The sequence below is a fragment of the Helicobacter suis genome (genome assembly GCF_902196125.1).
Classification (GTDB): domain Bacteria; phylum Campylobacterota; class Campylobacteria; order Campylobacterales; family Helicobacteraceae; genus Helicobacter; species Helicobacter suis_B.
In genome coordinates this window covers 12,496-36,252 of sequence record NZ_CABIKG010000004.1, presented here as the reverse complement: position 1 = coordinate 36,252, position 23,757 = coordinate 12,496, and the positions used below count along the sequence as shown (strand labels likewise).

The 23,757-nt window shown below is 39.9% G+C and carries 20 protein-coding genes and 6 tRNA genes; 7 read left to right on the top strand and 19 right to left on the bottom strand.

Annotated elements, in window-relative coordinates:
- Positions 1 to 38 precede the first annotated feature (38 nt).
- Together G6Q00_RS02145 and G6Q00_RS02140 are read left to right on the top strand one after the other, a co-directional pair.
- Entirely contained in the window at positions 39 to 1,514 is a 1,476-nt protein-coding gene (locus G6Q00_RS02145; RefSeq protein ID WP_240330932.1) for a DNA repair protein, read from the top strand.
- Positions 1,511 to 2,878 carry an NFACT family protein gene (locus tag G6Q00_RS02140; RefSeq protein ID WP_163531810.1) on the top strand — a complete coding sequence of 456 codons (1,368 nt, stop codon included), beginning with the start codon at positions 1,511 to 1,513 and terminating at the stop codon, positions 2,876 to 2,878. Before G6Q00_RS02145 ends, G6Q00_RS02140 begins: the two co-directional genes overlap by 4 nt.
- Here the strand turns inward: G6Q00_RS02140 and dnaN are convergent.
- From dnaN to der, 3 genes are read right to left on the bottom strand one after another with little or no spacing between them, the layout of a single operon-like run.
- Positions 2,828 to 3,904: a DNA polymerase III subunit beta gene (dnaN, locus tag G6Q00_RS02135; protein WP_240330937.1), complete on the bottom strand. Its 1,077-nt coding sequence runs from the start codon at positions 3,902 to 3,904 to the stop codon at positions 2,828 to 2,830. The two genes, G6Q00_RS02140 and dnaN, sit on opposite strands and share 51 nt — an antisense overlap.
- 18 nt (positions 3,905 to 3,922) lie before the next feature.
- Positions 3,923 to 5,674: an AAA family ATPase gene (locus G6Q00_RS02130; RefSeq protein ID WP_163531809.1), complete on the bottom strand. Its 1,752-nt coding sequence runs from the start codon at positions 5,672 to 5,674 to the stop codon at positions 3,923 to 3,925.
- Positions 5,671 to 6,987 (bottom strand): ribosome biogenesis GTPase Der, encoded by a 1,317-nt coding sequence (der, locus tag G6Q00_RS02125; RefSeq protein ID WP_163531808.1) that lies wholly within the window; start codon positions 6,985 to 6,987, stop codon positions 5,671 to 5,673. Before der ends, G6Q00_RS02130 begins: the two co-directional genes overlap by 4 nt.
- A gap of 123 nt (positions 6,988 to 7,110) precedes the next feature.
- Here der and G6Q00_RS02120 point away from each other — a divergent pair, with 123 nt between their 5' ends.
- Entirely contained in the window at positions 7,111 to 7,812 is a 702-nt protein-coding gene (locus tag G6Q00_RS02120) for a cell surface protein (RefSeq protein ID WP_240330931.1), read from the top strand.
- Here the strand turns inward: G6Q00_RS02120 and G6Q00_RS02115 are convergent.
- From G6Q00_RS02115 to thiS, 12 genes are all read right to left on the bottom strand, one after another.
- Positions 7,813 to 7,888: transfer RNA gene (locus tag G6Q00_RS02115), tRNA-Glu, on the bottom strand. It abuts the gene before it with no gap.
- Positions 7,889 to 7,914: 26 nt separating this feature from the next.
- A tRNA-Asp gene (locus G6Q00_RS02110) sits at positions 7,915 to 7,991 on the bottom strand.
- Between the two features lie 2 nt (positions 7,992 to 7,993).
- Positions 7,994 to 8,069 (bottom strand) — tRNA-Val (locus tag G6Q00_RS02105).
- Positions 8,070 to 8,072: 3 nt separating this feature from the next.
- Positions 8,073 to 8,147: transfer RNA gene (locus G6Q00_RS02100), tRNA-Glu, on the bottom strand.
- Position 8,148: 1 nt separating this feature from the next.
- Positions 8,149 to 8,224: transfer RNA gene (locus G6Q00_RS02095), tRNA-Lys, on the bottom strand.
- A gap of 51 nt (positions 8,225 to 8,275) precedes the next feature.
- Positions 8,276 to 10,216, bottom strand: a complete 1,941-nt coding sequence (locus G6Q00_RS02090; RefSeq protein ID WP_430750783.1) for a transglycosylase domain-containing protein — start codon at positions 10,214 to 10,216, stop codon at positions 8,276 to 8,278.
- Positions 10,216 to 10,806, bottom strand: a complete 591-nt coding sequence (locus G6Q00_RS08800; protein WP_240329532.1) for a methyl-accepting chemotaxis protein — start codon at positions 10,804 to 10,806, stop codon at positions 10,216 to 10,218. Before G6Q00_RS08800 ends, G6Q00_RS02090 begins: the two co-directional genes overlap by 1 nt.
- 1,470 nt (positions 10,807 to 12,276) lie before the next feature.
- Positions 12,277 to 12,768 carry a chemotaxis protein CheW gene (locus tag G6Q00_RS02080; RefSeq protein ID WP_163498986.1) on the bottom strand — a complete coding sequence of 164 codons (492 nt, stop codon included), beginning with the start codon at positions 12,766 to 12,768 and terminating at the stop codon, positions 12,277 to 12,279.
- Positions 12,769 to 12,792: 24 nt separating this feature from the next.
- The gene (locus tag G6Q00_RS02075) at positions 12,793 to 15,144 is read right to left on the bottom strand and encodes a hybrid sensor histidine kinase/response regulator (protein WP_163531806.1); all 2,352 of its coding nucleotides are present in this window, start codon (positions 15,142 to 15,144) and stop codon (positions 12,793 to 12,795) included.
- A gap of 46 nt (positions 15,145 to 15,190) precedes the next feature.
- The gene (locus G6Q00_RS02070; protein WP_163531805.1) at positions 15,191 to 16,126 is read right to left on the bottom strand and encodes a chemotaxis protein CheV; all 936 of its coding nucleotides are present in this window, start codon (positions 16,124 to 16,126) and stop codon (positions 15,191 to 15,193) included.
- A 49-nt stretch (positions 16,127 to 16,175) separates the two neighbouring features.
- Positions 16,176 to 16,958: a metallophosphoesterase gene (locus G6Q00_RS02065; protein WP_240330930.1), complete on the bottom strand. Its 783-nt coding sequence runs from the start codon at positions 16,956 to 16,958 to the stop codon at positions 16,176 to 16,178.
- On the bottom strand, positions 16,931 to 17,131 hold the full coding sequence (gene thiS / locus G6Q00_RS02060; RefSeq protein ID WP_163531804.1) for a sulfur carrier protein ThiS: 201 nt from the start codon (positions 17,129 to 17,131) through the stop codon (positions 16,931 to 16,933). The genes G6Q00_RS02065 and thiS overlap by 28 nt, the downstream gene beginning before the upstream one ends.
- A 138-nt stretch (positions 17,132 to 17,269) precedes the next feature.
- On the opposite strand from thiS, the gene G6Q00_RS02055 reads away from it, so the two are divergent.
- The 4 genes from G6Q00_RS02055 (at position 17,270) to metK (ending at position 21,218) form a co-directional block, all read left to right on the top strand.
- A complete protein-coding gene (locus G6Q00_RS02055; protein WP_163531803.1) occupies positions 17,270 to 18,061 on the top strand; it encodes a HugZ family heme oxygenase in 792 nt (263 codons plus the stop codon).
- Positions 18,062 to 18,190: 129 nt separating this feature from the next.
- Complete coding sequence (gene rpsB / locus G6Q00_RS02050; protein WP_205426457.1) at positions 18,191 to 19,000, top strand: 30S ribosomal protein S2; 810 nt, start codon at positions 18,191 to 18,193, stop codon at positions 18,998 to 19,000.
- Positions 18,993 to 20,054 carry a translation elongation factor Ts gene (tsf, locus tag G6Q00_RS02045; protein WP_163531802.1) on the top strand — a complete coding sequence of 354 codons (1,062 nt, stop codon included), beginning with the start codon at positions 18,993 to 18,995 and terminating at the stop codon, positions 20,052 to 20,054. Before rpsB ends, tsf begins: the two co-directional genes overlap by 8 nt.
- 9 nt (positions 20,055 to 20,063) lie before the next feature.
- Positions 20,064 to 21,218: a methionine adenosyltransferase gene (gene metK, locus G6Q00_RS02040; RefSeq protein ID WP_163531801.1), complete on the top strand. Its 1,155-nt coding sequence runs from the start codon at positions 20,064 to 20,066 to the stop codon at positions 21,216 to 21,218.
- A gap of 207 nt (positions 21,219 to 21,425) precedes the next feature.
- Here metK and G6Q00_RS02035 read toward each other — a convergent pair whose 3' ends face one another.
- The 4 genes from G6Q00_RS02035 to G6Q00_RS02020 form a co-directional block, all read right to left on the bottom strand.
- Positions 21,426 to 21,806, bottom strand: coding sequence for an SIMPL domain-containing protein (locus G6Q00_RS02035; protein ID WP_163531789.1), 381 nt, complete (start codon positions 21,804 to 21,806; stop codon positions 21,426 to 21,428).
- Positions 21,807 to 21,847: 41 nt separating this feature from the next.
- Positions 21,848 to 21,924: transfer RNA gene (locus G6Q00_RS02030), tRNA-Ala, on the bottom strand.
- Between the two features lie 47 nt (positions 21,925 to 21,971).
- Entirely contained in the window at positions 21,972 to 22,667 is a 696-nt protein-coding gene (locus tag G6Q00_RS02025) for a 1-acylglycerol-3-phosphate O-acyltransferase (RefSeq protein WP_163531800.1), read from the bottom strand.
- Positions 22,657 to 23,751 (bottom strand): hypothetical protein, encoded by a 1,095-nt coding sequence (locus tag G6Q00_RS02020; protein ID WP_240330929.1) that lies wholly within the window; start codon positions 23,749 to 23,751, stop codon positions 22,657 to 22,659. The genes G6Q00_RS02025 and G6Q00_RS02020 overlap by 11 nt, the downstream gene beginning before the upstream one ends.
- Positions 23,752 to 23,757 lie beyond the last annotated feature (6 nt).

Below are 23,757 nucleotides of genomic sequence, written 5' to 3'. Positions count from 1 at the left end.
GGCGCCATGTTAGACTGAAAAAAACAACAGGTTATGTAATGATAGAAGAGATAGAGATTAAAGGCGGGTTGTTTGTACATGCGCGTTTGAAATTAAGCCCGCATTTAAATGTGATTAGCGGGATTAGCGGGAGTGGAAAAAGTGTATTAGTGGATTGTATCTTAGCTAGTATGGGTTTAAAGCCTATGCCTGCACATTCTATTCAAATGCATTGGCAAACCTCTGAGCATTCTCTTATTAAAGCTTTTAAGAGAAAAAAAACCACCTACACCCATAACCATAAACCCACTTCTAAAAAAGCCTTAAAAGAGTTCTTTTCCCCTTTAATCTTGCACATCTCTAGCCATAAACATGTACAAGAATTACATGCAGATTTTCTCATAGAACTTTTAGATAGCACCACACAAGAGAAAATCCTACACTCTTTTAAACACACCTATGAGCGCTACCAAGAGGCAATACACAGCCTACAAGAATCACAAGCTAAACAGCCCCATTTGGATATGTTAAGCGAATTAGCGCGTTTTGAGCTTGCGCAGTTACAAAGCCTAGATTTAAGCGATGGGGCGTATGAAGAGCTTTTAGAGCGCAAAAGAACCTACCAAATGCAAGAAAAACGCAGGATAGAGGTTATAGAAGCCCTCAAAGCACTAGAACATACAAATAAAATCACAAAAGCACTACCTAGTACACAATCTCTAACCCTAGCCCAAGCCTTAGAAGAAGCCCAAGATTTTTTATTAAACGCCCAATCTAGCCTAGAGGAATTAGAAAATTTAGATATCCAAGATCTTTTAGATAAAATCAGCCAATTAGGTGCGGTGGTTAAAAAACATGGCAGTGAAGCGCAGGCTAGAGCCCATAAAGAGCAATTAATCGCTAATTATGAGCAGTATAACAACCACCAACACCACCTTAAAACCTTGCAAGAAAATGTTAACCATTTAGAACAAGAATGTTTGCATTTAGCCCTGCAAATTAAAGCAGAGCGCCAAAAACACCTTGCTAGCATGCAAGAACTCTTAGAAAGTTACACAGATAAGTTATGGCTTAAAAAGCCCATCTTAGAGCTTAAATCAGTACCACTAGGTATACATGGTTTAGATCAACTCCAAATCCGTCTAGGCGATGCTAATACAGAGCACATTAGCGCAGGGGAGTCTAATCGTTTGCGTTTAGCGCTTTTAGCTCTTAAGGCTAAATTGCATGCACAAAGGGCTAATCAGATTCTTTTGGTTGATGAATTAGACGCGAATTTAAGCGGACGCGAAAGTACAAGTGTGGCTGAGATTTTAAAAGAACTAAGTGCTCATTACCAAGTTATTGCTATCTCCCATGCCCCCCATCTCCCTTCTCTTGCAGAGCGGCATTTTTTGGTTTATCCAAATGGCGCACACGCGCAGGTTAAACAACTCAGTAAAGACGAGCAAACTTTAGAAATTGCGCGCATGGTAGATGCTAATTTAGGCCAAGAGGCCATTGCTTATGCCAAGATGAAGTTAAAACCTAAATGATTCCCTACTCTTTACTGTATCATTTTGCTAATCTACTCAAGGCACAGGCTAGAATCACTGTCCGCCATGCCCAAAATATTTTTAGCCTAGATACTCCAGCCTATGCTTTTAAAGCTTGCATGCAAAAGGGTAATAGCTATGTTTATATAGACCCTAACCCTCTTTTTATCCATAAAACCCCTTTGAATTTAGCCTTAGAAAGGCATGCAAGCAACGCTAAAATTGTAGATGTGTGTTTGGAAAATGAAGATCGCATTTTAAAAATCACTTTAGAGGGCAAAGAAACCTATAAAAAAACCCACACCACTTTACAACTAGAATTTACAGGCAAGCACAGCAATGTAATTTTACTAAATAGTGAAGGGTTTGTGATAGAGGCGTTGCATTTTGTAGGGTTATCCTCAAGTTATCGCCCTGTACTTAAAAATAAGCCTCTAGCTCCTCTTAAAAAACCTCTCTTTAGCCGCCCCCCTTTAAAACCTATGGCATTAAAAGAACTTTTAGACTCTTTAGAAAAGTTACATATTGCCCACAGCGCTAAACAATTACAAACTAAAAAAGAGACTCTTAAGCGCGCATGGCTTAAAAAGAAAGAGGCATTACAATCCCTTTTAGCCCAGTTAAAAAGCCCTGAAGAGCTTAAAAAGCAGGCTGAAGAAAAACACAACCATGCTTGTTTAATTCTTTGTTATTTGCACACTTTAAACCCCAAAGACCTTTATACAGATATACTTATCTTAGAACAAGAGCAAATTAAATTACCTAAAAATGCGCGTTCTTTTAGCGATGCAGCCGATAAACTCTTTAAAGAAGCTAAAAAATGCCAACAAAAGGCTAGCCATATCGGGTTACAAAAAGAAAATCTACTCTCTAAAAGCGCGTTTTTAGATTCTAAAATAACTCTTTTAGACAAGGCTAGTTTAGAGGAATTGCACATATTAACCCCCCCTAAAAATTCTAAAAAATCCTCTAATACTTGGGAAAGCCTTGAAATTGAAGGGATACGGGTGGGTTTTGGGCGCAATGAGATAGAAAATCGCGCCTTGCTTAAAAGTGCACGCTCAAGAGATATTTGGGCACATATTAAAGATAAACCCAGCGCTCACATGCTTATCTTTTCTCACCCTAATAACCCCTCCTCAAGTGTTTTATTAAAAGCCTGTAAACTTTTAGCTAAATTAACCTACCCCAAACTCACTAGCCAACAAACTTTAAAAGTGCCCATTGATTACACCCAAAAAAAGCATGTCAAATTCACCAATAAAAGTAAAGCCCATGTAAGCTACACGCATTTTTCTAGTGTGGTGGTTATCTTAGATCATAACGGGCATGATGAGGGTTTTAAACCCCTCATTTTGGACTAAAAAAGGTTGGGTATTCTCATTAAGCAAGAGAGTAAAAGTAGGGGTATGCAGGGCATTAAGTGCATCTAGGACATGGCGGGCATGGACATGGAGGGTAAAACCCTCTAAAGTGGTTTGGGCTTCAATAGAAGTACTAGCAAAGCTAGGGTTTTCATATTGTGAGGATTCAAATTCAATATAACCCGGATAAAAACAAATCTTAGTGGTACTGCTTAAAGCATTTGTGATCTCAATGGCTTCTTTAAACTTTTGGGTGTCTAATTCTAGTTGGTGGGTAAATGTAGAGGGGATAATGGCCTGATAATTGGGGTATTTGCCACTAATGAGTTTAGAGTATAAAACCATAGAGGCGTTTTTAAAAAAGAGCATGCTAGGTTGATCATGGGTTTCATAAAACATATCAAAATTGCTTTCAAATAACTTACTAATTTCTAACATCGCCCGCTTTGGTAGGATAAATTCTTGAGTTGTTTCAGCCGCTGGCATATTATCCGGATCCATTTGAACTAATGCAAGCCGTCTTGTATCTGTGGCCACTAACTCTAAACGATCTTTAAACACTAAAAGTACACCCCCAAATTCGTATTTAGAAGCATTGGTACTGATAACATGGGTTAGTTTTTTAAAATATTCGCCTAAAGCCGTATCGCTGAAATGCACAAAGGGCAAGTTTTCAAAGCTAGGGAAGGGGGGGAAATCTGCCCTATCAAAGAGGGGGAGTTTAAATTTAGAACGCTTAAAGCTAATATGCACATAGTTTTCTTTAGTTTGTAAAGTGAGTTCTCCTTGTTCTAATTTAGAGGCGATGTCTAAAAAGTGTCTGGCATTAAAAGTTGCGCCCCCCTCCTCTAAGATCGATGCGTTTAGATTCAAACACAGCCCCATTTCTAAATCATTAGCCTCTAGGCGTAACAAATCCCCTTTGGCCTCTAAACAAACATGGGAGGTGATATTGGTTAAATCCTTGCGATCGGTGAAAGCAATGAGATTTTTAAGCGCCTCTTCTAGCCGTGTTTTTTCAATCACTAAATGCAAATCAATCCTTTATTGTAATTTTTGTAAACCAAAGCCAATATTTTTAGAGCTATCAAAATTACCTTGTTTTTCTTTATGGATTTCGGCTATCAAATCTTCTAAGCTAAAAAGAGGGTTTTCATAGGTAGCAATTTTATAGGCCGTATTTTTAACCACTAAGGCAATTTGCCCCCCACTGAGAGCATGGCGGGCTAGATTGTGGGCTAGACTTTCTCTAGTGTGTGGGGGCGCGTAGGGGGCATTTTTGGGTAGATATTTTTTCCACAACTCCACCCGCTGTTCAAAAGTAGGGAGTCTAAACTCAATTTTATGGTTAAAACGCCGTGAAAAGGCGGTGTCTAAGGTTTCTAATAAATTAGTTGTAGCAATTAACACCCCCTCAAACTTTTCAATCTGGTGTAAAAAGATGTTTTGCATTTGGTTATGCATTTTATCCGCGCCACCGCTAGCTGCAGTACGGGTACTTAAAAATTGATCGGCTTCATCTAAAAGTAAAATGGGCGGATTTTTGCATTGTTTAGCAATTTTTTGGTAATCATCAAAGATTTTGCGTACATTTTTTTCTGATTCGCCCACATACATAGAAAGGATTTTAGAGCAATCAAAACCCAAAACTTCTTTTTTCAAACTTTTAGCCAAAGCTAGCGCACTCATGGTTTTACCCGTACCCGGAGGCCCATAAAAGATAATTTTTGCTTCAAAATCCTTATGAGTTTTATTTGCTAAACCCCAATCTCTTAACCGTTGTTGCATTTGTGGATTCATTTGTTTGAGTAAAATCTCTAGGGTTTCTTTAGTCTTTTGGCTTAACACCACTTCCTCTAAACCCACTTTAGACTCCAAAGCCTCAAAAATATCGCTATCTTTAAGGATATTCTTAAGAGTGGCATGGGTACGCGCATTATTAGGGGAGGTGATGGTTTCTAAAATGGATTCTTGTAAAAAGAATTGGCGCACTAGCCCTTGATCAAAGGGATCAAGTGATTCTTCAAACTCTACAATCTTTTTTTTGATTAAAGGACTTGTGGGGCTTAAAAGCGTAGCATTTTGTTCAGGAGCACTCCCATCTGCACTCAATAGATGCAATAAATTTTGATAATAGTTTAAAGATTCTTCCTCTTTATCATAATCACGGCTATTATAAACATCTTTAAGCAGGGCAAAGAAAATAAGTCTCTCCTTAGGCGTTAGATTGTGTTTATTCAAAAATTTTTGCACAGAAAGAGCAGGTGTTGTACTTTTTATACGCGCCTTCATTTTATGCTCTAAGAGTTCTAGTTCCTCTTTGATTTTTGCACGCCCCCGTAAACCCACTCTTTGCAGTTTGATTAAAAGCTCAATTTTTAAAAACCAATCATTAAAGTAGTCTAAATGATCAATATAGGGTGTGATCTCTAAAAAGGGGTGTTTGCTGTATCCATCTTCTGTGAGTTTAAAAAAGGCATGGCTTAAACTTAAAGAGCTATCTAGCAATTCTAGGAGTAATAATTCTTGTCTTCTAGCGTGTTTTTCTTGAATTGCCCATCCTAAATCTAAGAGATTTTTAACAGAAGTAAGGTGGGGTAGTGCTTTTTCCTCTTTGGCATCAAAAAGCATTTCTAGGATATGCATCACCCCTAAATTACTATGCCCTTTGAGATATTGGCTACCTAGATACTGTAAAATTTTAGCCTCTTTAACACTGCACTTAAGGGCATAAAAAATATGTGCGCGCGCCACATCTGGAGTCTGTATAAAATCTAAAAAGTAGGCCGTACTCATGTTTGCAAAGTTTCTTCTTTGCCTCTGGCTAGTAGCAAAATAGGCGTACCTAAAAAGCCAAACTTAGCGCGCAAAGTATTAGTGAGATAACGCTTATAGCTAAAATGCAAAGCCTTAGGGCGATTCATCACCAAAGCAATTTGGGGCGGACAAGAGGCAAATTGGGTGCTGTAATAAATCCGCACAATTTTGCCATGATCGCTTGGGAGTGGGTGTTTTTCTGTGGCCTCTATAATGGTTTGATTAAGCGTACTGGTGCTAATGCGCATGGAGAAGTAGCGATAAACTTCTAGGATTTTATCTTTAATTTGGAGGATATGGCGCTTAGAGATAGCACTTGTTGTAAGAAGCGGGGCATATTGTAAAAATTTAAATTTATGTTTAAAATCCTCTATAATTGTTTCAAATCCAGCATGTTTAATATCCCATTTATTAAACACCACAATCACCCCCAAATTATACTCACCGGCCAAAGAGGCAATTTTTTCATCTAATTCTACAAAGGGTGTACTAGCATCTAAAACTAAGAGGGCAATATGGGATTTTTCAAGGACTTTTCGCGTGCGATCAAGGGCAAATTTTTCTAAGCCTTCCACTTTACTTCTTTGGCGCAAACCCGCGGTATCTACAAAACAAATTTCTTGATTATGATGAGAAATACTTTGATCAACCGGATCAATAGTGGTACCCGGAATATCAGAGACTAAGGCGCGTTCTTGCTCTATCAAGGCATTTAAAAGAGAGCTTTTACCCACATTAACCCGCCCGATAATTCCTACTTGGATAGCAGGATTGCTACTTAAATGGGTTGGCGATTCTAAGGGTTTTAGATGAAAATGTTTTAAAATGGCATTTGTAAGGGTGTTTAGACCTTTATTATGGCTAACAGAAATAAAAAACATCTCTTTAATGCCCAAACTAGCAAATTCATAACCCGCTAATTCTTCTACTTGGTTATCTAATTTATTAACAAGTAAAAAACATGCCCGTTTTTGTTTTTGTATCTCAAGCAGGTACTGTTTATCCTCATCTTGTGGGGGGATTTTACCATCTACAACATAGAGAATGAGATCGCTAGCTTTAATCGCTTCTAAATTAAAAGATTTAATCTGCGCTCCAAAAATACTATCTGCATCAAACCCGCCCGTGTCCCAAAGCTCCACCCCATGGCCTGCTAGTAAAAAGGTTTGCTTTTTAATATCCCGGGTTGTACCGGCAATATCAGAGGTGATTGCGCTACGGCTTTTAAGCAAGCAATTAAATAAAGAGCTTTTACCTACATTTGGCTTGCCCAAAATAGCAATTTTAAGCATGTAAGCTCCTTTAGTTTTTGGATACAAGATACCACAACCAACCTAACCCCCTCTAAATTTAAGACATATTAATTTATTATAAGCCCTGAATTATAAGCTTTAAAACTTAAAGAAGGGTCTTTAATGGATAAGTTTAGGGTGCGGGGTGTATATGGGCTATTTGTGTATTTCATGGCTATCTGGCTTTTTTTAGGCTGTGGACACCCCCGTGATGTAGTACCTATTTACAATTTCAATTATAAGGAAGATATTACTAATACGGTAAATCACAACCATCTGCAAACAGCCCGTCAATCTAGCCAACAGGTTACACAACACATCAAAGCTAAAGGGGACGATCTAAAAAAGGTGGTTTTTCTCCAAGAAAACTACTACCCTCTTAGGCAAAACGAGGTGGGGGTAGAAGAATCACATGGTAAATTATTCTTAACCACCCATTCCTTAGAACTACAAAAATTCATGCAAGGGGAGGTGTTTTTAACCAAACAACAAACCCAAACCTTTACACTCAATAACGCCTCAACACAAATCACCAATATTGAAGGCCGTCTTAATACTTATCAGTATTCCCAGAAAGATCAAAAAAACCATAGCATTAACACCGCTTACCAGCGCTATGCTTTAACACAAAAAACCCCTACCCGGTTTGAAATTGATATTGATAAAATCCCCTACCAATTTGACACCCAAAATTGCCGCATTGTAATTAGAAAACAACTCATTGATACCTTTAGCCATAGTAAAGAAGTCATGATTAATTTAGATTTTAAGCGAGAACTACGCAATAAAGCAAGCTTTGATCTCTTTTTAGAATGCCCAAGATAGTGGCGACCCCTGAAAGATTTGAACTTCCGTTTCCACCTTGAAAGAGTGGTATCCTTGGCCACTAGATGAAGGGGTCTTAAGTATAAAAAAGCTGGGGAAGAGTGGCGGAACGGACGGGACTTGAACCCGCGACCCCCTGCGTGACAGGCAGGTATTCTAACCAGCTGAACTACCGCTCCAATGGTGGTCGCTATAAGACTCGAACTTATGACATCCACCTTGTAAGGGTGGCGCTCTACCAACTGAGCTAAGCGACCTTGTGGTGACTCCTAGGGGATTTGAACCCCTGTAACCACCGTGAAAGGGTGGTATCCTAACCACTAGATGAAGGAGCCTTGGTGACCCGTGCTGGATTCGAACCAGCGGCCCATTCCTTAAAAGGGAATTGCTCTACCTACTGAGCTAACGGGTCGATCACACAAAAAGCCAATTCTAGCATTTTTTAAAAGTGTTTGTCAAGCTCTTAAAAAAGTAAGGGGGCGGTGGTTTGCATTGTAGGCGCTTGGGATTCTTTGGTGGTGTAATAAGTCTCTCCATTGATTGTTTGTTTGATCACATCTTCTGGGATTTCAAAATGCCGTTTAAGCGCGGGGTTAAGTTGGAGGGCTTTTTTCATAAAGTCAGCAAAAACAGGAGCGGCCACTGCCCCCCCTGCCATGCCATGTCCAATGCTGGTATTATCATCTCTCCCATACCAAATAATGGTCTGTAAACTAGGGCTAAACCCACAAAACCACGCATCTACATAATTATTAGAAGTCCCTGTTTTACCCGCTATTTCTAACCCGGGAACTTGGGCCTGTTTGCCCGTTCCATTTTCTACAACATTTTCAAGAACAGAAAGGGTAAGAAAGGCCTGTGCTTTAGATAAAACGGTTTTAGGGGCTGGGATTTTAAGAGGTTTGTCATGCCCTTTAGCATCGGTGATACTCTCAATTAAAATAGGTTCAAGGATATTTCCATAATTAGAAAAAAGCGAATATTGCATGCTAGCCTCTAATGGGGAAATTCCAAAACTACCCAAAGCAATGGACATATTTTTAGGTAGGTTTTCAAATCCAAAGGCGCTTAAATCCCTATAAATCGTATCAAAACCCACATAATCTACTAAATTAAGGGTGGCTAGATTAAGCGAATGGGTGAGCGCGCTTTTAAGGGTTACAAGGCCATTAAATTTATGGTTATCATTCTTAGGACGCCAGTGGCGTTGTTTGGAGGTGGCGCTAGCGTTATTAAAACTGCGGGCTACATCTGGGATTAGCGACGCGCCAGATAGCCCACTATTAAAGGCGATTTGATAAATAAAGGGCTTAACTGCACTACCAAATTGCCGCTTGGTTTGGGTGGCGCGGTTAAAGGCGCTTTTTTGGTGATCTATTCCGCCTACTAATGCTAAAATATGCCCGCTTTTAGTCTCTGTTACCACCATCGCCCCATTTAGCGTACTATCTGCACTCTCATGGAGTTTATGGCTGACATTTTCATAGCCTAATCGCAAGGAATCTTGGGCCATTTTTTGATAATCTAAATTGATATAAAGTTTAATGGTGTATCCACCCGTTTTTAAATCTGGCAAGAAAGCCAAAGTACGCACCACTTCATCTACCACATAGGGGGCAACATTTTGGGTTAGAGTTGTGTTATAAACCTTAGGCACTTCATTTAATGCCAAGTACATCTCATTATCTGTTATCCAACCTAAATCATGCATGCGCTTAATGATGCTATTAGCCCTAGCTAGGGAGAAATCTAGCCGCTTAGTTGGATCATAAAATGAGGGGGCGCGTGGGAGGGCTACTAACATCGCCATTTCTTTTAAAGTCAAAAGCGCTAGAGGTTTTTTAAAATAGCCCAAACTTGCCGTTTTGATCCCATAAAACCCATGCCCAAAGAAGGTTTGGTTAAAGTAGCGCTCTAAAATTTGCTCTTTACTCAACACTTGCTCTAGTTTTACAGATAAAATCATTTCTTTAATCTTGCGATCTAGAGTTTTAGTCCGCGTTAAAAGCATGTTTTTAACCAGTTGCTGGGTGAGTGTGCTACCCCCTTCGGCGTATTTTTGGTTGCGTAGATTCTTTAAAAAAGCGCGTAAAATCGCATCTAAATTCACCCCGCCATGTTCAAAAAATAGCGTGTCTTCTACTGCTAAGAGAGCCTCTACCATTCTAGGGGGAATCTCAGAAAAGGGCGCGTAAATGCGAAATTCCTTATCGTATAAATTAGCAATAAGCCGCCCTCTGCTATCTACAATTTTAGTGATCACATTTGGTTTATAATCCACCACCTTTTGTACATCAATAGAGGCCTGCATCCACAAATACAGCAAATACACCCCCCCAAAGACTCCCCCCAAAACAACGGGTAAAATAAATAAAACCCAAAGGATTTTTTTAATAATTTGCATTAAAATTTCTTCTTATTGGCGTCCTCTAAAATGTCTTTAGAAATGTGATCAATGTTATTACCCACTTCTAGGGAAGTGTGAGCGATATTTAAATTATTCTGTGTGTCTTGTTTGAAAGTTTCTAAAGAGGCGTTGATTTCCTCCACACTCTGGCTTTGCATTTTAATAGATTCAGAAGCATCGGCAATACTTTGTAATAAAACATTGATATTAGATTCAATTTCTCCTAAGGATTTTTGCGTGCGCTCGGCAAGTTTTCTCACCTCATCAGCCACCACCGCAAAACCTCTACCATGTTCGCCTGCGCGTGCGGCCTCAATAGCCGCATTAAGGGCTAATAAATTAGTTTGATCGGCAATATCTTTAATAATTTCTACAATATTTCTAATATCCTGACCTTGTGCGATCATTCCCTCACTTTTTTGGCTAATGCTAGCAATGCTTTCTGTAATGGCCTCTATGGATTTAGAAGTGTGTAGCAAGTTCTTATTTTGTTGGTTAGCGCTACTAGTTAGATTATCTACACAGGTTTTTAGCCCCTGTGATTCTTGAGTGAGCGCGCTAGCAAAGTCTAAAGAAGTGCGCAACATTCTTTTAATTTCTGCCCCTAAATCATCAATAGCCTTTTCCATATCCCCAGAGGGGTTAGTAATGCCCTGTGTGAAGTCTAAAACCTTATAACGCTCAAAGGCTTGGTTGATCACTTGCATGTGTGAGCCAATATGTTGCTGCAGATAGATAATCACATCATTAAAAAGTTCTTTAAGTTGGAGTAAGCTTGGGCTATTAGGGATAGCTGTAATCTTTTGGGTAAAATCCCCCTCTTTAATGTGGCGCACCACATTTAACATATCCTCAATGGTTGTATTATCCGCTTTGGTATTTTCATGGATTCTTAAAACATTTTTATTAATGGATTGTTGCATGCGCCCAATTTCATCAAGTACATTTGTCTTAACAATATGGACATCACCGCCCTTTTTAGGATCATTTAGCAATCTAAAAAACCCATCTAGCGTAGTAGAAACCACCACGATACGGTTACCCACTAAATAACGCACTAGTAAATATACAGCAACGATTAAAATAAGCACCACAACACTACCGGCAATTAAAATCAATTTCTGTAATTCATAAGCGACGGCAAAAACTTCATCTCTACTCACAAATCTAGCCAAAGCCCAGTTAAATTTAAAACCACCCGAATCCACTTTGTCAAAAATATCAAAGCTTTTAATAAATAAAAAGCTATCTTTATTAGTACGCAAGGCATGGTAATCTATAGCCCCTGAATACCCTTCTCGTGTTAAATTGACAACTTGTTTTGCTGAAGGATCAGGATTAACCTCGTCTAAAAGTTTACCCTGAAGTTTTTCACTATAAATAAGCAATAAATACCCACTCTCTTGCATTAAAAAGGTATCTTTTTTCTCGCGCAAGATCATATCACTAAAACTATCAATACTCACAAAGGCAATCATCACACCCACTACTTTAGCACTACCATTTTGTACCTTTTTTAAAGGTATGCCAAAATCAAAACCATAAACCGTTTCACCATCAATCTTTCTAAAATGGGGGTTACCTTTATGCAGGCTATGATCTTGTAGTACTTTGTGATAAATATCTGGGTTATAAGAGTTATTAGTTTTTGAAATTTCAATAGATTTTCCTATGCGGCGTGCCATGTAAAAATCATTAGGGCTATTAAAAGAAGAAACACTAACCACTTTAACATGGTGCTCGTCGTTTAAAAACCGCTTCATTAATCTATCCCGTTCTTTTTCATTATGGGCTAAATCAAGGGAGGCCAAATCCATATTTAAATTTTTAAGCGCAACAAACATTCTATTAATATTTCTCTGCAGACGCGATGCGCCCTCTTCAATTTCAGAACTCAAAACTTCAATGGTATTTACCCTTGTTGTGTTGCGCACCTTAGTACTCACAATAAAACCTAAAATTGCAATCCCTAGCACTACAATAAAACACACACTCACAACGATTTTTGTACTAATCTTTAGTTTAGAAAGCAGTGCATTCATTTAAATTACCCTGTATTAGAAATCTTTTTTCAAGATTTCTTCTACTTTTAAAATAGAAACCAATTTATCCTCTCGCTTGCCAATGCCATAGATTAGCTGGTTATTTTCTAAAAGGGTTTCAGGTACCGGATCAATATCGGATTGTTTAATGCGAATTGCCTCTGTTAAGCGATCAATATAAAACCCGGCGATTTGATCGTTATGGCGCACCACTAAATAACGCATGTCTTTATTGAGTTTTTCAGGGGGCAATCCAAATTTAATCCGTAAACTAATGAGGGGGAAAACATTACCCCGCAAATTAAACACGCCTAAAACATAGTTAGGCGTTTCTGGTACGCGTGTATAACCAATGGGTTTAACAATTTCTAAAATATTAAGAATGGGGATAGCATATTCCTCATTGCCAATAATAAAGCCGATGAATTGTAATATTTCCTCGCTTTCCTCCGGCTTTTCCTCCTTATCCCCTTTCTTTTGCTTTTCAAACAGCTCTTTTAATGCCATTGTATCTTGCTGCATGTATTCTCCTTAATCCTCTAATTTAATGCTTCGTTTAACCACATTGGCTAGATATTCCGGGCTATAAGGCTTAGTGATGTATTCAGTCATGCCACTTTCTACCCCACGGATACGATCGGTTTTAGTAACCCTAGAAGTTACGGCAATGAGGGGTAAGTTTTTGTATTTATTGTATTTGCGCACCTCAGAGGCAAAGGTATAACCGTCCATCTTAGGCATTTCAATATCTACTAGTACGGCATCTGGGACTTTATCAGCATTTTTAACCATTTCTAGCCCCTCTAATCCATTGGTTGCTTCTAGCACGGTAACCCCTAGAGGTTTAAGAGATTTGCGCATCATCGCCCGGTCGGTACTGCTATCATCAATGGCTAAGACTATATAATCACTAGGCGCGTTTTTGGCATTAGAATTTTGGGCTTGATCAATAAGGCTATTGACATTTACCTTTACATTTTTAGCCATTTCCATCATTGTGCCCACATCTACAATTAAAGTAATTTTGCCATCACCACGCACCGTCGCCCCTGCAATGCCTTTAGTGCTTTTAAGATAATAGCCCAAAGATTTAATCACCACTTCCTCTTGGCCAATTAAATAATCCACAATCACCCCGATTTTTTGATCGGCTAGCCCGATGATCACCACATACACCTCTTTAGAGCCTTCTAAGATCGCATCCACTTTAAAAATATCAGCTAAACGCACCAAAGAAAGTACTTCATCGCGCAAACGCAACACACTTTTTCCATCAACGCTATAAATTTCATCTTGGCTAATACGCACGGTTTCAAGCACCGATGAAAGTGGAATGGCGTAGTATTCTTCTTGCACACCCACTAACAAGGCTTGGATAATGGCTAAAGTTAATGGAATTTTAAGTTTTTCAACTGTGCCAACACCCACTTGTGATTCTAGCTCAATAATCCCATTGAGTTTTTCAATATTGGTTTTTACCACATCCATTCCCACACCCCGCCCAGAGACATTACTCACCACTTTAGCCGTAGAAAAACCCGGTTTAAAAACGATGTTAAGCGCTTCTTTATCCGTCATAGCGGCTGCATCGCGCTCAGTAATAATGCCTTTTTCTATAGCCTTTGCCTTAAGCTTCTCCGGATCCATTCCTGCCCCATCATCAGTGATTTTAATCACGATATGATTGCCCTCATTATAAGCACTTAGTTCTACGCGCCCAGTTTCAGGTTTGCCTAACATTTTGCGATCTTCAGGTTTTTCAATCCCATGGTCGCAAGAATTACGGATTATATGGATAAGCGGATCGCCAATTTCCTCTACAATGGATTTATCTAACTCTGTTTCCTCCCCATCAATAGCTAGTTCAATGCTTTTACCTAGTTCGCGACTCAAATCGCGTACCATGCGCGGGAATTTATTAAACACCTTACCAATGGGTTGCATTCTAGTTTTCATCACCGCTAATTGTAAATCTGTAGTTACAGCTGAAATAGAAGAAACCACTTGGTTAAGCTCTTCTAAGAATTTTTCCCCATCATAGCGTTCCTCCACATCTCCATAAATGCGAATCAAGCGGTTTTTGCCTAACACTAACTCCCCAATTAAATTCATGAGGTGATCAAGTCGCCCCACATCTACGCGTACCGTTTGCTCCACCCCAATAGCTACAGATTTTTCTTTAGTGCCTTTAGCAGCGGGGGCAGCTTTTGGAGGGGCTTTAGGGGGTGGAGGAGGGGGTGGGGGGTTTTTAGCGGCTTGCTCTTTTTTCTGGGCACGGCGGGCTTTATCTGCTTCTTGGCGCAACTGCAACAAGCGGGCGATCTCTTTTTCTACCTCTTCTGGACTCATCTTAGCTAGATCTGGTTCTGGCTCATTTGCTAAAGGATTATCTGCTCCTTGAGGTGCTTGAGCTGTACTCTCTTGTGGGGGGGTTTCTTGTGGGGGAGTTTGTACACTTGGTTGAGCCTCTGCTTCTTGCGCTCCTGCTTCCGGGCTTTGTGCGATGGCTTGTAATTTTTTAACCACATCTGAAATATCCACCCCAGAATTAGCATCACTACCGGTATTGCGGATAGTTACAAGTAAAGTTTTCATCAAATCTACCGAGCGCAACACCACATCCATCACATCAGGCGTGATCTTTAATTCGTTTTTGCGCGCGCGATTAAGCACATCTTCCATGTTGTGGGTTAAATGGGTTAGGGTATCTAAATTAAGAAAGGAACTAGAGCCTTTGATAGTGTGTGCTACCCTAAAAATGCGGTTTAATAAATCTGGGTCTTCAGGATTATGCTCTAACTCCACTAAATCCTGATCGAGTTGTTCATTCATTTCAAAGGCTTCTACTAAGAAGTCCTCCATGATTTCTTTCATATCATCCATTAAGCACCTCTAATTTTTTGATGTTGTATTATACTTAATTGCCCACTTAACCCAGAACCCGGCTCACCTCATCTATAAAGCGATTAGCATCAAATTTAACCAAATAGCCCTTAGCCCCTAAATCTAAAGCCTTTTGCGCGCTATAATCATCACAGATAGAAGAATTAAAAATCACCGGGATATTAGCAAAGCGGGCGTCCTCTTGGATTTTAGAAAAGAAATGATACCCATCCATTTTAGGCATCTCCACATCAGACACGATTAATTTAAGGTGTTTGGTTAAATTCTCTTGATACTGCTCATAGAGTTTTTCTAACTTCTCTAACCCATCTTTACCATCTACAGCCTCCACCACATCAAAACCTAGTTTTAATAAAGCGTGTTTAATGGCTTTCCTAGCAGTCCTGCTATCATCTACAAATAAAACAGTCCCCTCAAACTTTTTAATCTGCTGTTTTTGTGATTCTTTCTTAGGTTCAGCCACATGGAGTTCTAAATCATCTAAAATACTTTCTAAATCTAAAATAAGCAAAGTCTTATCGCCCTCAACTTTGGTAATTCCTGTGATCTTATTGCCATCTACCGTATTATGCGAGCTAAAAGTAGCCGGTTCTACATCACTCCAATCAATGCGGCGGATGCGTTTGGCTTCATGCACCACAAAACCCATTTTGACATTGCTAAATTCAGTGATCACCACCACTTTTTCTACAACGCGCTTTTCATCAGGGACAATCCCAAGCCAAGTAGATAGATCAATTAGAGGAATGATTGTAGAGCGCAGATCAAAAACACCTAAGATATAGTTTAAATTGGTGGGGAATTCAAAGATTTCAGGCATCATGATAATTTCTTGTACTTTAGAAACATTGATTCCATAAATGCCCTCATAGGGTTTATCCCCCTGCAAGCCAAAAATTCTAAAATCCACCAACTCAATTTCTCCTAAATTCAACGCCGTATCTAAACTTTGCTCTGTCAAAATTATTCCTATTGGGTGGTTTAATGGCTTGATTTTACCCTAATTTCTATTAGTTTAAACAGCGGATTTGTAACCCTGTTTTAATCCCTGTGTATTGGCAAATTTCTTGGTTATGATAAAAAGAGGGCAAAGCTATATACAACAAATCTTGATTAGACTTATAAAAACGGCCGATGTGAAAATGCCCCTCAATAACACCGCCTAAATCAAGCGTAGGGGCGATCTTATTGCGCCAATGTTTATAGCAAGCTAGGCGTTGCTTACTAAAGTCTTTAAAGACTTCTTGATTTGGTCTTAGAGATCTAATTTTCTTACGATAAATAGGGGCTGTAAGGGGGGCATAAAGGGGGATTATTTGATCTAAAAATCCTAAAGTCTTGATAGAAAACCGGCTAGATAAAAGCCTAATATAAATTTCATACCCCCATTTTAAAAATAAATCCCCATGGGCTAATAAAAAGAGTTTATGTTGGCAAATAAAGGGAATGGGCTGGATCTTTCTAGGATAAATTTGGATATTTTTTAAGTAGGGAAGTTGGTCTAATCCAAAATCGTGGTTGCCCTCAAAATAAAAAAGGGTACTTTTTTGGCTAAGTAATTCTAGTTGTTCTAAAATACGGATATAAGGCTTATAACTACTTTTGACACTGCCTACTAAAATCTGAAAAATATCCCCCATTAAAAAAAGCTGGCTGGGCGGATTAGCTAGAAGGTGATCTAAAAGGTTGGGGAAGTGAGATAAACCCTCTTGGTGGTGGACATCAGATACAAAAATAGCCCCTTCAAGGACTGGCTGGGCTACTCTCACCCCCCGCCCATAAACTGCAAGCACTCTAAGCGATCGTTTTCTTGTAGCGTTGTATTTTCCCAATTCTCTTTTTTAACTACCTTTTCATTTAGGGCTACTGCGCATACATGTTTTTCAATCCCTAGTTGTTTAATAACCGCATGGACATTTAAAACTTCTACAAACTCTTTAGCCTGCCCATTGACAAACACCTGCATAAGACTCCTTTCTAAAAATCTCTTCATTACATGCTAGCATAGTGGTACTAAAATCGCGTTGTAAATCATTTTTCTAAAATGAAAATAAATTTTGCCCATGCTAGAATGGTGCTTTTAAACCAACATAAGGAGCTTTGTATGGATAAGCAATTTATCCTTGATCACATGAATAAAAACCATGTTAAAGACATGGAGGCCTTGCTAGCTAAGTTTGGAAATGTTAAACATGCCCAAGAAGTGCATTTAAAAGAAGCCACCTTTGAGCATATTGAAATTGGCTACAGCGCAGAGGGTAAGCAAAATAGCTTAAAAATTGATTACCCCTCTAAAGTAAGCGATTTTAATGGGGTTAAAGATGCCATTATTAGTTTATGTACTTCTATCCCACAAACCACCGATTTACATGGCGTGCAACAAGATTTAGAAAACTTCCGTGCCGGCTTTAGCAGTGTGTGTATTGCTAGCCTTAGCCCAGAAAATCAAGTGGTTTGTTCTTATAGTGCTTTGTTAGTAGATGAGCTAGAGGGCCATCCTCAATTTTATATTTATGTCAGCGAGGTAGCCGAGCATTTTAAAGCCTTTAAAGCCCACCCAGACAATGTAGAAATCATGTTTTTAGAAGATGAAGCTAGCGCTAAATCCCCCATTTTACGCCGTCGTTTGCGCTATAAAACCCACCTACACTTTATAGACAGGGGGGCGGAGTTTGATCGCGTCTATGATAGCTTTTTAAATAAACATGGCAAAGGAAGAGGGCTAGAAACTATCCGCCACATGCAAGATTTTCATTTGATCAAATTAGAATTTATCAAGGGTCGTTTTGTAAAAGGGTTTGGTCAGGCTTATGATGTAGATGCCCATGGCAATCTTTCTTATGTCGGAGGCAAGGGCAACCCACATACTGGCCACCCCCATCATTCTAAACATTAGCTTTAGGTGGCTTAGCTTAGTTGTTTTTTAGGCTATCTGTGCTAAAGTCGCCACTTGCTTTATGCAAAATCACACACGCCCAGCCTTAAAGTGTTAAAGGGGCGTGGAGGCAAACTTTAAGGAGAATTGATGATTACTATGAAAGATTTATTGGAATGTGGCGTACATTTTGGCCACCAAACAAGGCGTTGGAATCCTAAAACCGCGCGCTTTATCTTTGGTGTGCGTAAAAATATCCACATCATAGACTTACAAAAAACCCTGCGCTATTTTCGCTACACTTATAACATCGTTAGAGACGCTAGCGCTGAGGGCAAAACAATCATGTTTGTAGGCACTAAAAAGCAAGCTAGCGACACTTTAAAAGAGTATGCTACTCAGGTTAATGTCCCCTATGTTAATTATCGCTGGTTAGGCGGCATGCTCACTAACTTTAGCACGATTAGAAAATCTGTACGCAAGTTAGAAATCATGGAAGAGATGGAAAATAGCGGCCAAATTGATCTACTCACCAAGAAAGAAAAACTCATGATCTTGCGCAAAAAGGAAAAGCTAGAGAAGTATTTAGGGGGCGTGCGCCATATGAAAAAGATGCCAGATATGATGTTTATTATTGATGTAGTCAAAGAAAAGATCGCCGTTGCTGAGGCTAGAAGATTAGGTATTCCTATTATCGCTCCCCTAGATACTAACTGCGATCCAGATTTGGTTGACTACCCTATTCCGGGTAATGATGATGCGATTCGCTCTATTGCTTTATTTTGTAAAGAAATGGCAGAGGCCATTACAGAAGGGCGCGAATTAGTGGGCAAAAGCGAGGAAGTGGTAGAAGAAGTGGTAGAAGAAGTGGTAGAAGAAATGGTAGCGGTGAGTGGGGCTGAGCAAATTTTAGAGGAAGTGCAAGAGCAAGCGCAAGAATTAGGAGAAAGCCATGAGTAGTGTAAGTGCAGCGCAGGTCAAACAGCTTAGAGAAATGACAGATGCGCCTATGATGGATTGTAAAAAGGCTTTAGTAGAATGTGGCGGGGATTTAGAAAAATCGGTGGCATATCTGCGTGAAAAGGGTTTAAGTAAGGCCATTAAAAAGGCTGATCGCGTGGCAAGCGAGGGGGTGATTGCTTTAGATGTGGATAATAAACAGGCCATTATGTTAGAGATTAATAGCGAAACAGACTTTGTGGCTAAAAACGAGCATTTTAAAGCGCTAGTACAACAAACCCTTAAACTAGCAAAAGATCAACATATCTCAAGTGAGCAAGCGCTTTTAAAAGCCTCTTTAAATGGGCAAAGCTATCAGGATTATTTGCACGCGGCTATTGCTAAGATTGGGGAAAATATTGTGGTGAGGCGTTTGATCTCTATGCAGGCTAAATCTAATGAGGTGATTAATGCCTATTTGCATGCTAACCACCGCGTGGGGGTGGTGGTTAAAATAGTACACCAAAACCCCAAACATGCCCCAGAACTCAAAGAACTAGCCCGCCAAATTGCCATGCACGCAGCTGCAATGAAGCCGGTTGTACTGAGCTATAAAGCCTTTAGTCCGGAGTTTATAGCCAAAGAAAAGATTGCCTTGATAGCTGAGATAGAAAAGGAAAATGAGGAGGCTAAACGCTTAGGCAAGCCTTTAAAAACCATGCCTACTTATGTTAGCCGTGTGGAATTAACCCCTGAGGTTTTAAGCGCGCAAGAGGAGGTGTTTAAAGAGGAGCTACGCGCCCAGAAAAAGCCAGAAAAGATTTTTGAAAAGATCATTCCGGGTAAAATGGAGCGCTTCATTGCAGATAACACCCTTTTAGATCAACGCCTCAGCCTTTTAGGGCAATTTTTTGTGATGGATGAGAAAAAGACTATCCAGCAGATTTTAGAGGAAAAGAGCGCGCAAATGCATGACAAAATAGAAATTGTGGAGTTTGTGCGTTTTGAAGTGGGCGAAGGGATTGAGAAAAAAAGCGAGGATTTTGCAGCTGAAGTGGCCGCACAAATGCAGTAAGGAGAGTTTATGGGGCGCTATCTTTTCACCTCAGAGTCGGTTACAGAGGGGCATCCAGATAAAATGGCCGATCAAATCAGCGATGCCATTTTAGACTATATCATTGAGCGCGATGAAGGGGCGCGGGTGGCGTGTGAAACTTTATTAGCTAATGGGTTTTGTGTGATCACAGGCGAGCTTAAAACCCGCGTCTATGCCCCCATGCAAGAAATTGCCCGCGGTGTGATTAAAGACATTGGCTATACCGATGCGCTTTATGGATTTGATTATAGAAGTGCGGCCGTACTCAATGGTATAGGCGAGCAAAGCCCAGATATTAACCAAGGGGTGGATAGAGCTGATGGCGAAGTGGGCGCAGGTGATCAAGGCTTGATGTTTGGCTATGCTTGTAGCGAGACACAAAATTTTATGCCCCTAGCCATTCATCTTGCCCACGCAATCACCTCAGGTCTAGCTCAGGCTAGAAAAAGCGGCTGTTTACCCTTTTTAAGACCCGATGGCAAGGCACAAGTAACCGTGCGCTATGAGGGGCATAAACCTATTGGGATTGATACGATTGTGATCTCCACCCAGCACTCCCCAGAGATCGATCAAAAATCCTTAAGAGAGGCTATCATTGAGGAGATTGTGTATAAGGTTTTGCCTCAAGAATTTATCAACGATGATATTAAGTACCACATCAACCCTACAGGTAAATTTGTTATCGGCGGGCCACAAGGCGATGCGGGTTTGACGGGTCGTAAAATCATTGTAGATACTTATGGCGGGAGTTGCCCGCATGGAGGCGGGGCTTTTAGCGGTAAGGACCCCTCAAAGGTGGATAGAAGCGCAGCTTACATGGCGCGTTATATCGCTAAAAATCTTGTAGCTAGCGGGGTTTGTATGCGCGCTACGGTACAACTTGCTTATGCAATTGGCATTGTTGATCCTATCTCAGTTTATATCAACACCCATAATACTAGCTCTTATAGCCCGGAGGTGCTAGAATCATGCGTGCGCGCCCTGTTTAAACTCACACCAAAGGGCATTATGCAAAGTCTTAATCTATTGCGCCCCATTTATAGAAAAACCGCCACTTACGGGCATTTTGGACGGGAGGGTTTTAGCTGGGAGGCATTAGACAAGGTGGAGGCGATTCAAGATTTTTTAGGCAAGAGCGTTTGAGGGTCGCTTACAAATAAAAAATTACAAGGGCAAAAAGCTTAAAAATTTTATAAAGGCAGAATAACTTAGGTGTTTGCTTTAAAACAAGGCCTCAGCTCTAGCTATTGCTAGAAAGCGCTCTATCCCCCGTTGGCGTCTTTGTAAAAAACAACAACACACCAAAACCCTTAAGCCTTGACTTACGCACTTAATTAGAGCAACAAGCCTTTAATCTTTAGCGCGCGCATAACCCTGTACTTTTACGCATTTGCTCCCAAGGAAAAACAAATAGCGGGGTAAAGGCCAACTTTCTAGGGTTACAGTGGTGTTGATAAGTTCCCCTTCACTTTTGCCTAAGCTTTTAGCGTAAGCATCAGCTTGATCTTGTGCTTGTTGCATGGCCTCTTTTTTGAGATTTTCTATCCCTTTTTTGCCATAGGGCCAAATAGGCCACATTTTTTGTTTATTACAACTGTATCCATGAATGGGTTTTACCTGTCCAGTAGTGGGCTGGCCTGGATTGATGCTAGCAACCTTAGAACAGCCTAACATGAAAAAAGCGCCAACTAATCCCATACCCCCCCATTTGATCAGAGAAGAACTAAACATAAAAACCCCCTGTAAAGATTTCTATTTATAAGACTCTCAGTTGGTGGAGTGTAGGGGGCTCGAACCCCTGACCTCAACGCTGCCAGCGTTGCGCTCTCCCAAACTGAGCTAACACCCCAACAAGAATTGCCTATTTTAACATGCCCAAACATAAAAAGCAATAAATTAACCATGCAGTTCTTGATAATGCTTGCTATATTCTGCTTGCATATACGCCTCTAATTCTTGATACCAATTGCTGCTTAAATCTGGCTCAAAGGCTTTTAAAAGCACCATGCGCAGGTGTGTGGCATGCGATTCTAAAGGCTTAGTGTTAAAAATTTTACGGGTATTGAGTAATAAAATAGGCTGGATTTTAAGTCGGAGTTTTTCGGCTAAAACCCTAGCCCCGGGTTTAAAGGGTAAAAACGCTCCCTCGCCCCTGCCCCGCGTGCCTTCTGGAAAGATCACCAGTGGACGCCCTTGATCTAATTTTTCTTTAGCAATTTTAATTAAAGAGGCTAAACCTCTTCTATCGTCTCGATCAATTAAAATCATTTCAGGGGTTTTAAGCGCATAGCCATAGTAGGGAATGTCGCCTAATTCTTTTTTAGCAATCCAGCAGATATTGCTAGGGTGGTAGGCCTCTAAACAAATAATATCAATGATGCTTTGGTGGTTGAGTACAATTAAACTAGCGCTAGTATCAAATTCGCCTATTGTTTCTAAGGGCGAGCCCATTAAAAAGAAGAAAGAACGGCACCATTTGCGAGTCCGGCGCGAATTGTTGTGTTTGCGGGTAAGAAAATTCATCAGGATAATAAAGCCAAGCCCTAATCCGACCACCAACAGCGCATAAATCCCGCGTATCTTACTCCACATCTTCTTTTCTCACCCAGCCTATTTTTTCATCTTTAGTCATGATTTTATAATACTTAGCATGCGAACCGATGATTTTTACATGTAAAACCTGCTTAGGAATGGCTAGTAAAGTGGAATTTTCTGTGGGTAAAATTTTAATTTCTGCTTGCGCCTTTAAAAGCCCATTGCGATAAGTAGAAAAGATATTAAACAACAACACACCTAGCAAAATCACAGCAAAAGAGAGGGTGGTTTTTTTATAAGAGGTAAGAAAGCAAAGTGCTAGCATCACCAGTAATAAAAAGATTAAAAGCAAGTTAGAAAAGAGTAATAAATTATTCTTAGGTTTGAGGTTGCTTTGTGTACTCACACTCTCATCAATGGGGATCAGAGAAAAATGCAATTCCTTAAACTGCTCCTCCTCTAAGGAAAAGTAATTAAAGGAAAGAGATTGCATATTTTTAGGCAAAATGCAGTAATAGAGCCCGCTAGAATGATCTATCCCAAAATGCGTGCTTTCAAACCCCTGTTTGATACTCCCTGCAATTTTAAGATCCTCTAAATTCGCTCCCTTAGCTTGTATCTCAAAGACTAAAATATTATGGGTGCTATCATACTCTTTAACCTTATAACCTATAACTTTTAAGTTACGCGCGACCACCCCCACATAATTAGGGTGTAAAGAAAGATCAAGCACTTGTAAAGCAATACTAGGCGCGCTAGAGCTATCTACATAGCCTTGATCTTTAACAAAGGCACTCACTTTAAGTTCAGGAATTACTGCCTGAGTTCCCATTACTTTATAAATATAGGTTGCGCTAAAAGTATCGTTGCCTAAATCTTTCCAAGCGGGTGTGAAATTAAGGCGCTTGAGTTGTTTAGAATCTGGAATTTTAGAGAGTTCAGCGCCTAAAAATTTGGCTTGTGGGAAAAGTAAAAGGTTATATTGTACAGAAACACTTTGCCCCACATACACAGGTTTACTACTCAGTTCTTGTAAATTTAACACCTTAAGATAAACAACCTTAGCCTTAGGCTCTTCCTCTGCGTATAAACCTAATAAGAAAAGTAAAAACCCTAAAATATAGCCTATAAAATGCCCCAACCCTAT

Bases quoted from the DNA above. Each gene is read 5' to 3' on its own strand.
- G6Q00_RS02025 (WP_163531800.1), bottom strand. From the start codon at position 22,667: ATGTGGAGTAAGATACGCGGGATTTATGCGCTGTTGGTGGTCGGATTA.
- der (WP_163531808.1), bottom strand. From the start codon at position 6,987: ATGCTTAAAATTGCTATTTTGGGCAAGCCAAATGTAGGTAAAAGCTCT.
- G6Q00_RS08800 (WP_240329532.1), bottom strand. From the start codon at position 10,806: ATGTTGCGCACTTCTTTAGACTTTGCTAGCGCGCTCACTCAAGAATCA.
- G6Q00_RS02120 (WP_240330931.1), top strand. From the start codon at position 7,111: ATGGATAAGTTTAGGGTGCGGGGTGTATATGGGCTATTTGTGTATTTC.
- G6Q00_RS02080 (WP_163498986.1), bottom strand. From the start codon at position 12,768: ATGGCATTAAAAGAGCTGTTTGAAAAGCAAAAGAAAGGGGATAAGGAG.
- tsf (WP_163531802.1), top strand. From the start codon at position 18,993: ATGAGTAGTGTAAGTGCAGCGCAGGTCAAACAGCTTAGAGAAATGACA.
- G6Q00_RS02090 (WP_430750783.1), bottom strand. From the start codon at position 10,216: ATGCAAATTATTAAAAAAATCCTTTGGGTTTTATTTATTTTACCCGTT.
- rpsB (WP_205426457.1), top strand. From the start codon at position 18,191: ATGATTACTATGAAAGATTTATTGGAATGTGGCGTACATTTTGGCCAC.
- G6Q00_RS02035 (WP_163531789.1), bottom strand. From the start codon at position 21,806: ATGTTTAGTTCTTCTCTGATCAAATGGGGGGGTATGGGATTAGTTGGC.
- G6Q00_RS02075 (WP_163531806.1), bottom strand. From the start codon at position 15,144: ATGGATGATATGAAAGAAATCATGGAGGACTTCTTAGTAGAAGCCTTT.
- G6Q00_RS02055 (WP_163531803.1), top strand. From the start codon at position 17,270: ATGGATAAGCAATTTATCCTTGATCACATGAATAAAAACCATGTTAAA.
- thiS (WP_163531804.1), bottom strand. From the start codon at position 17,131: ATGCAGGTGTTTGTCAATGGGCAGGCTAAAGAGTTTGTAGAAGTTTTA.
- G6Q00_RS02145 (WP_240330932.1), top strand. From the start codon at position 39: ATGATAGAAGAGATAGAGATTAAAGGCGGGTTGTTTGTACATGCGCGT.
- G6Q00_RS02130 (WP_163531809.1), bottom strand. From the start codon at position 5,674: ATGAGTACGGCCTACTTTTTAGATTTTATACAGACTCCAGATGTGGCG.
- G6Q00_RS02140 (WP_163531810.1), top strand. From the start codon at position 1,511: ATGATTCCCTACTCTTTACTGTATCATTTTGCTAATCTACTCAAGGCA.
- metK (WP_163531801.1), top strand. From the start codon at position 20,064: ATGGGGCGCTATCTTTTCACCTCAGAGTCGGTTACAGAGGGGCATCCA.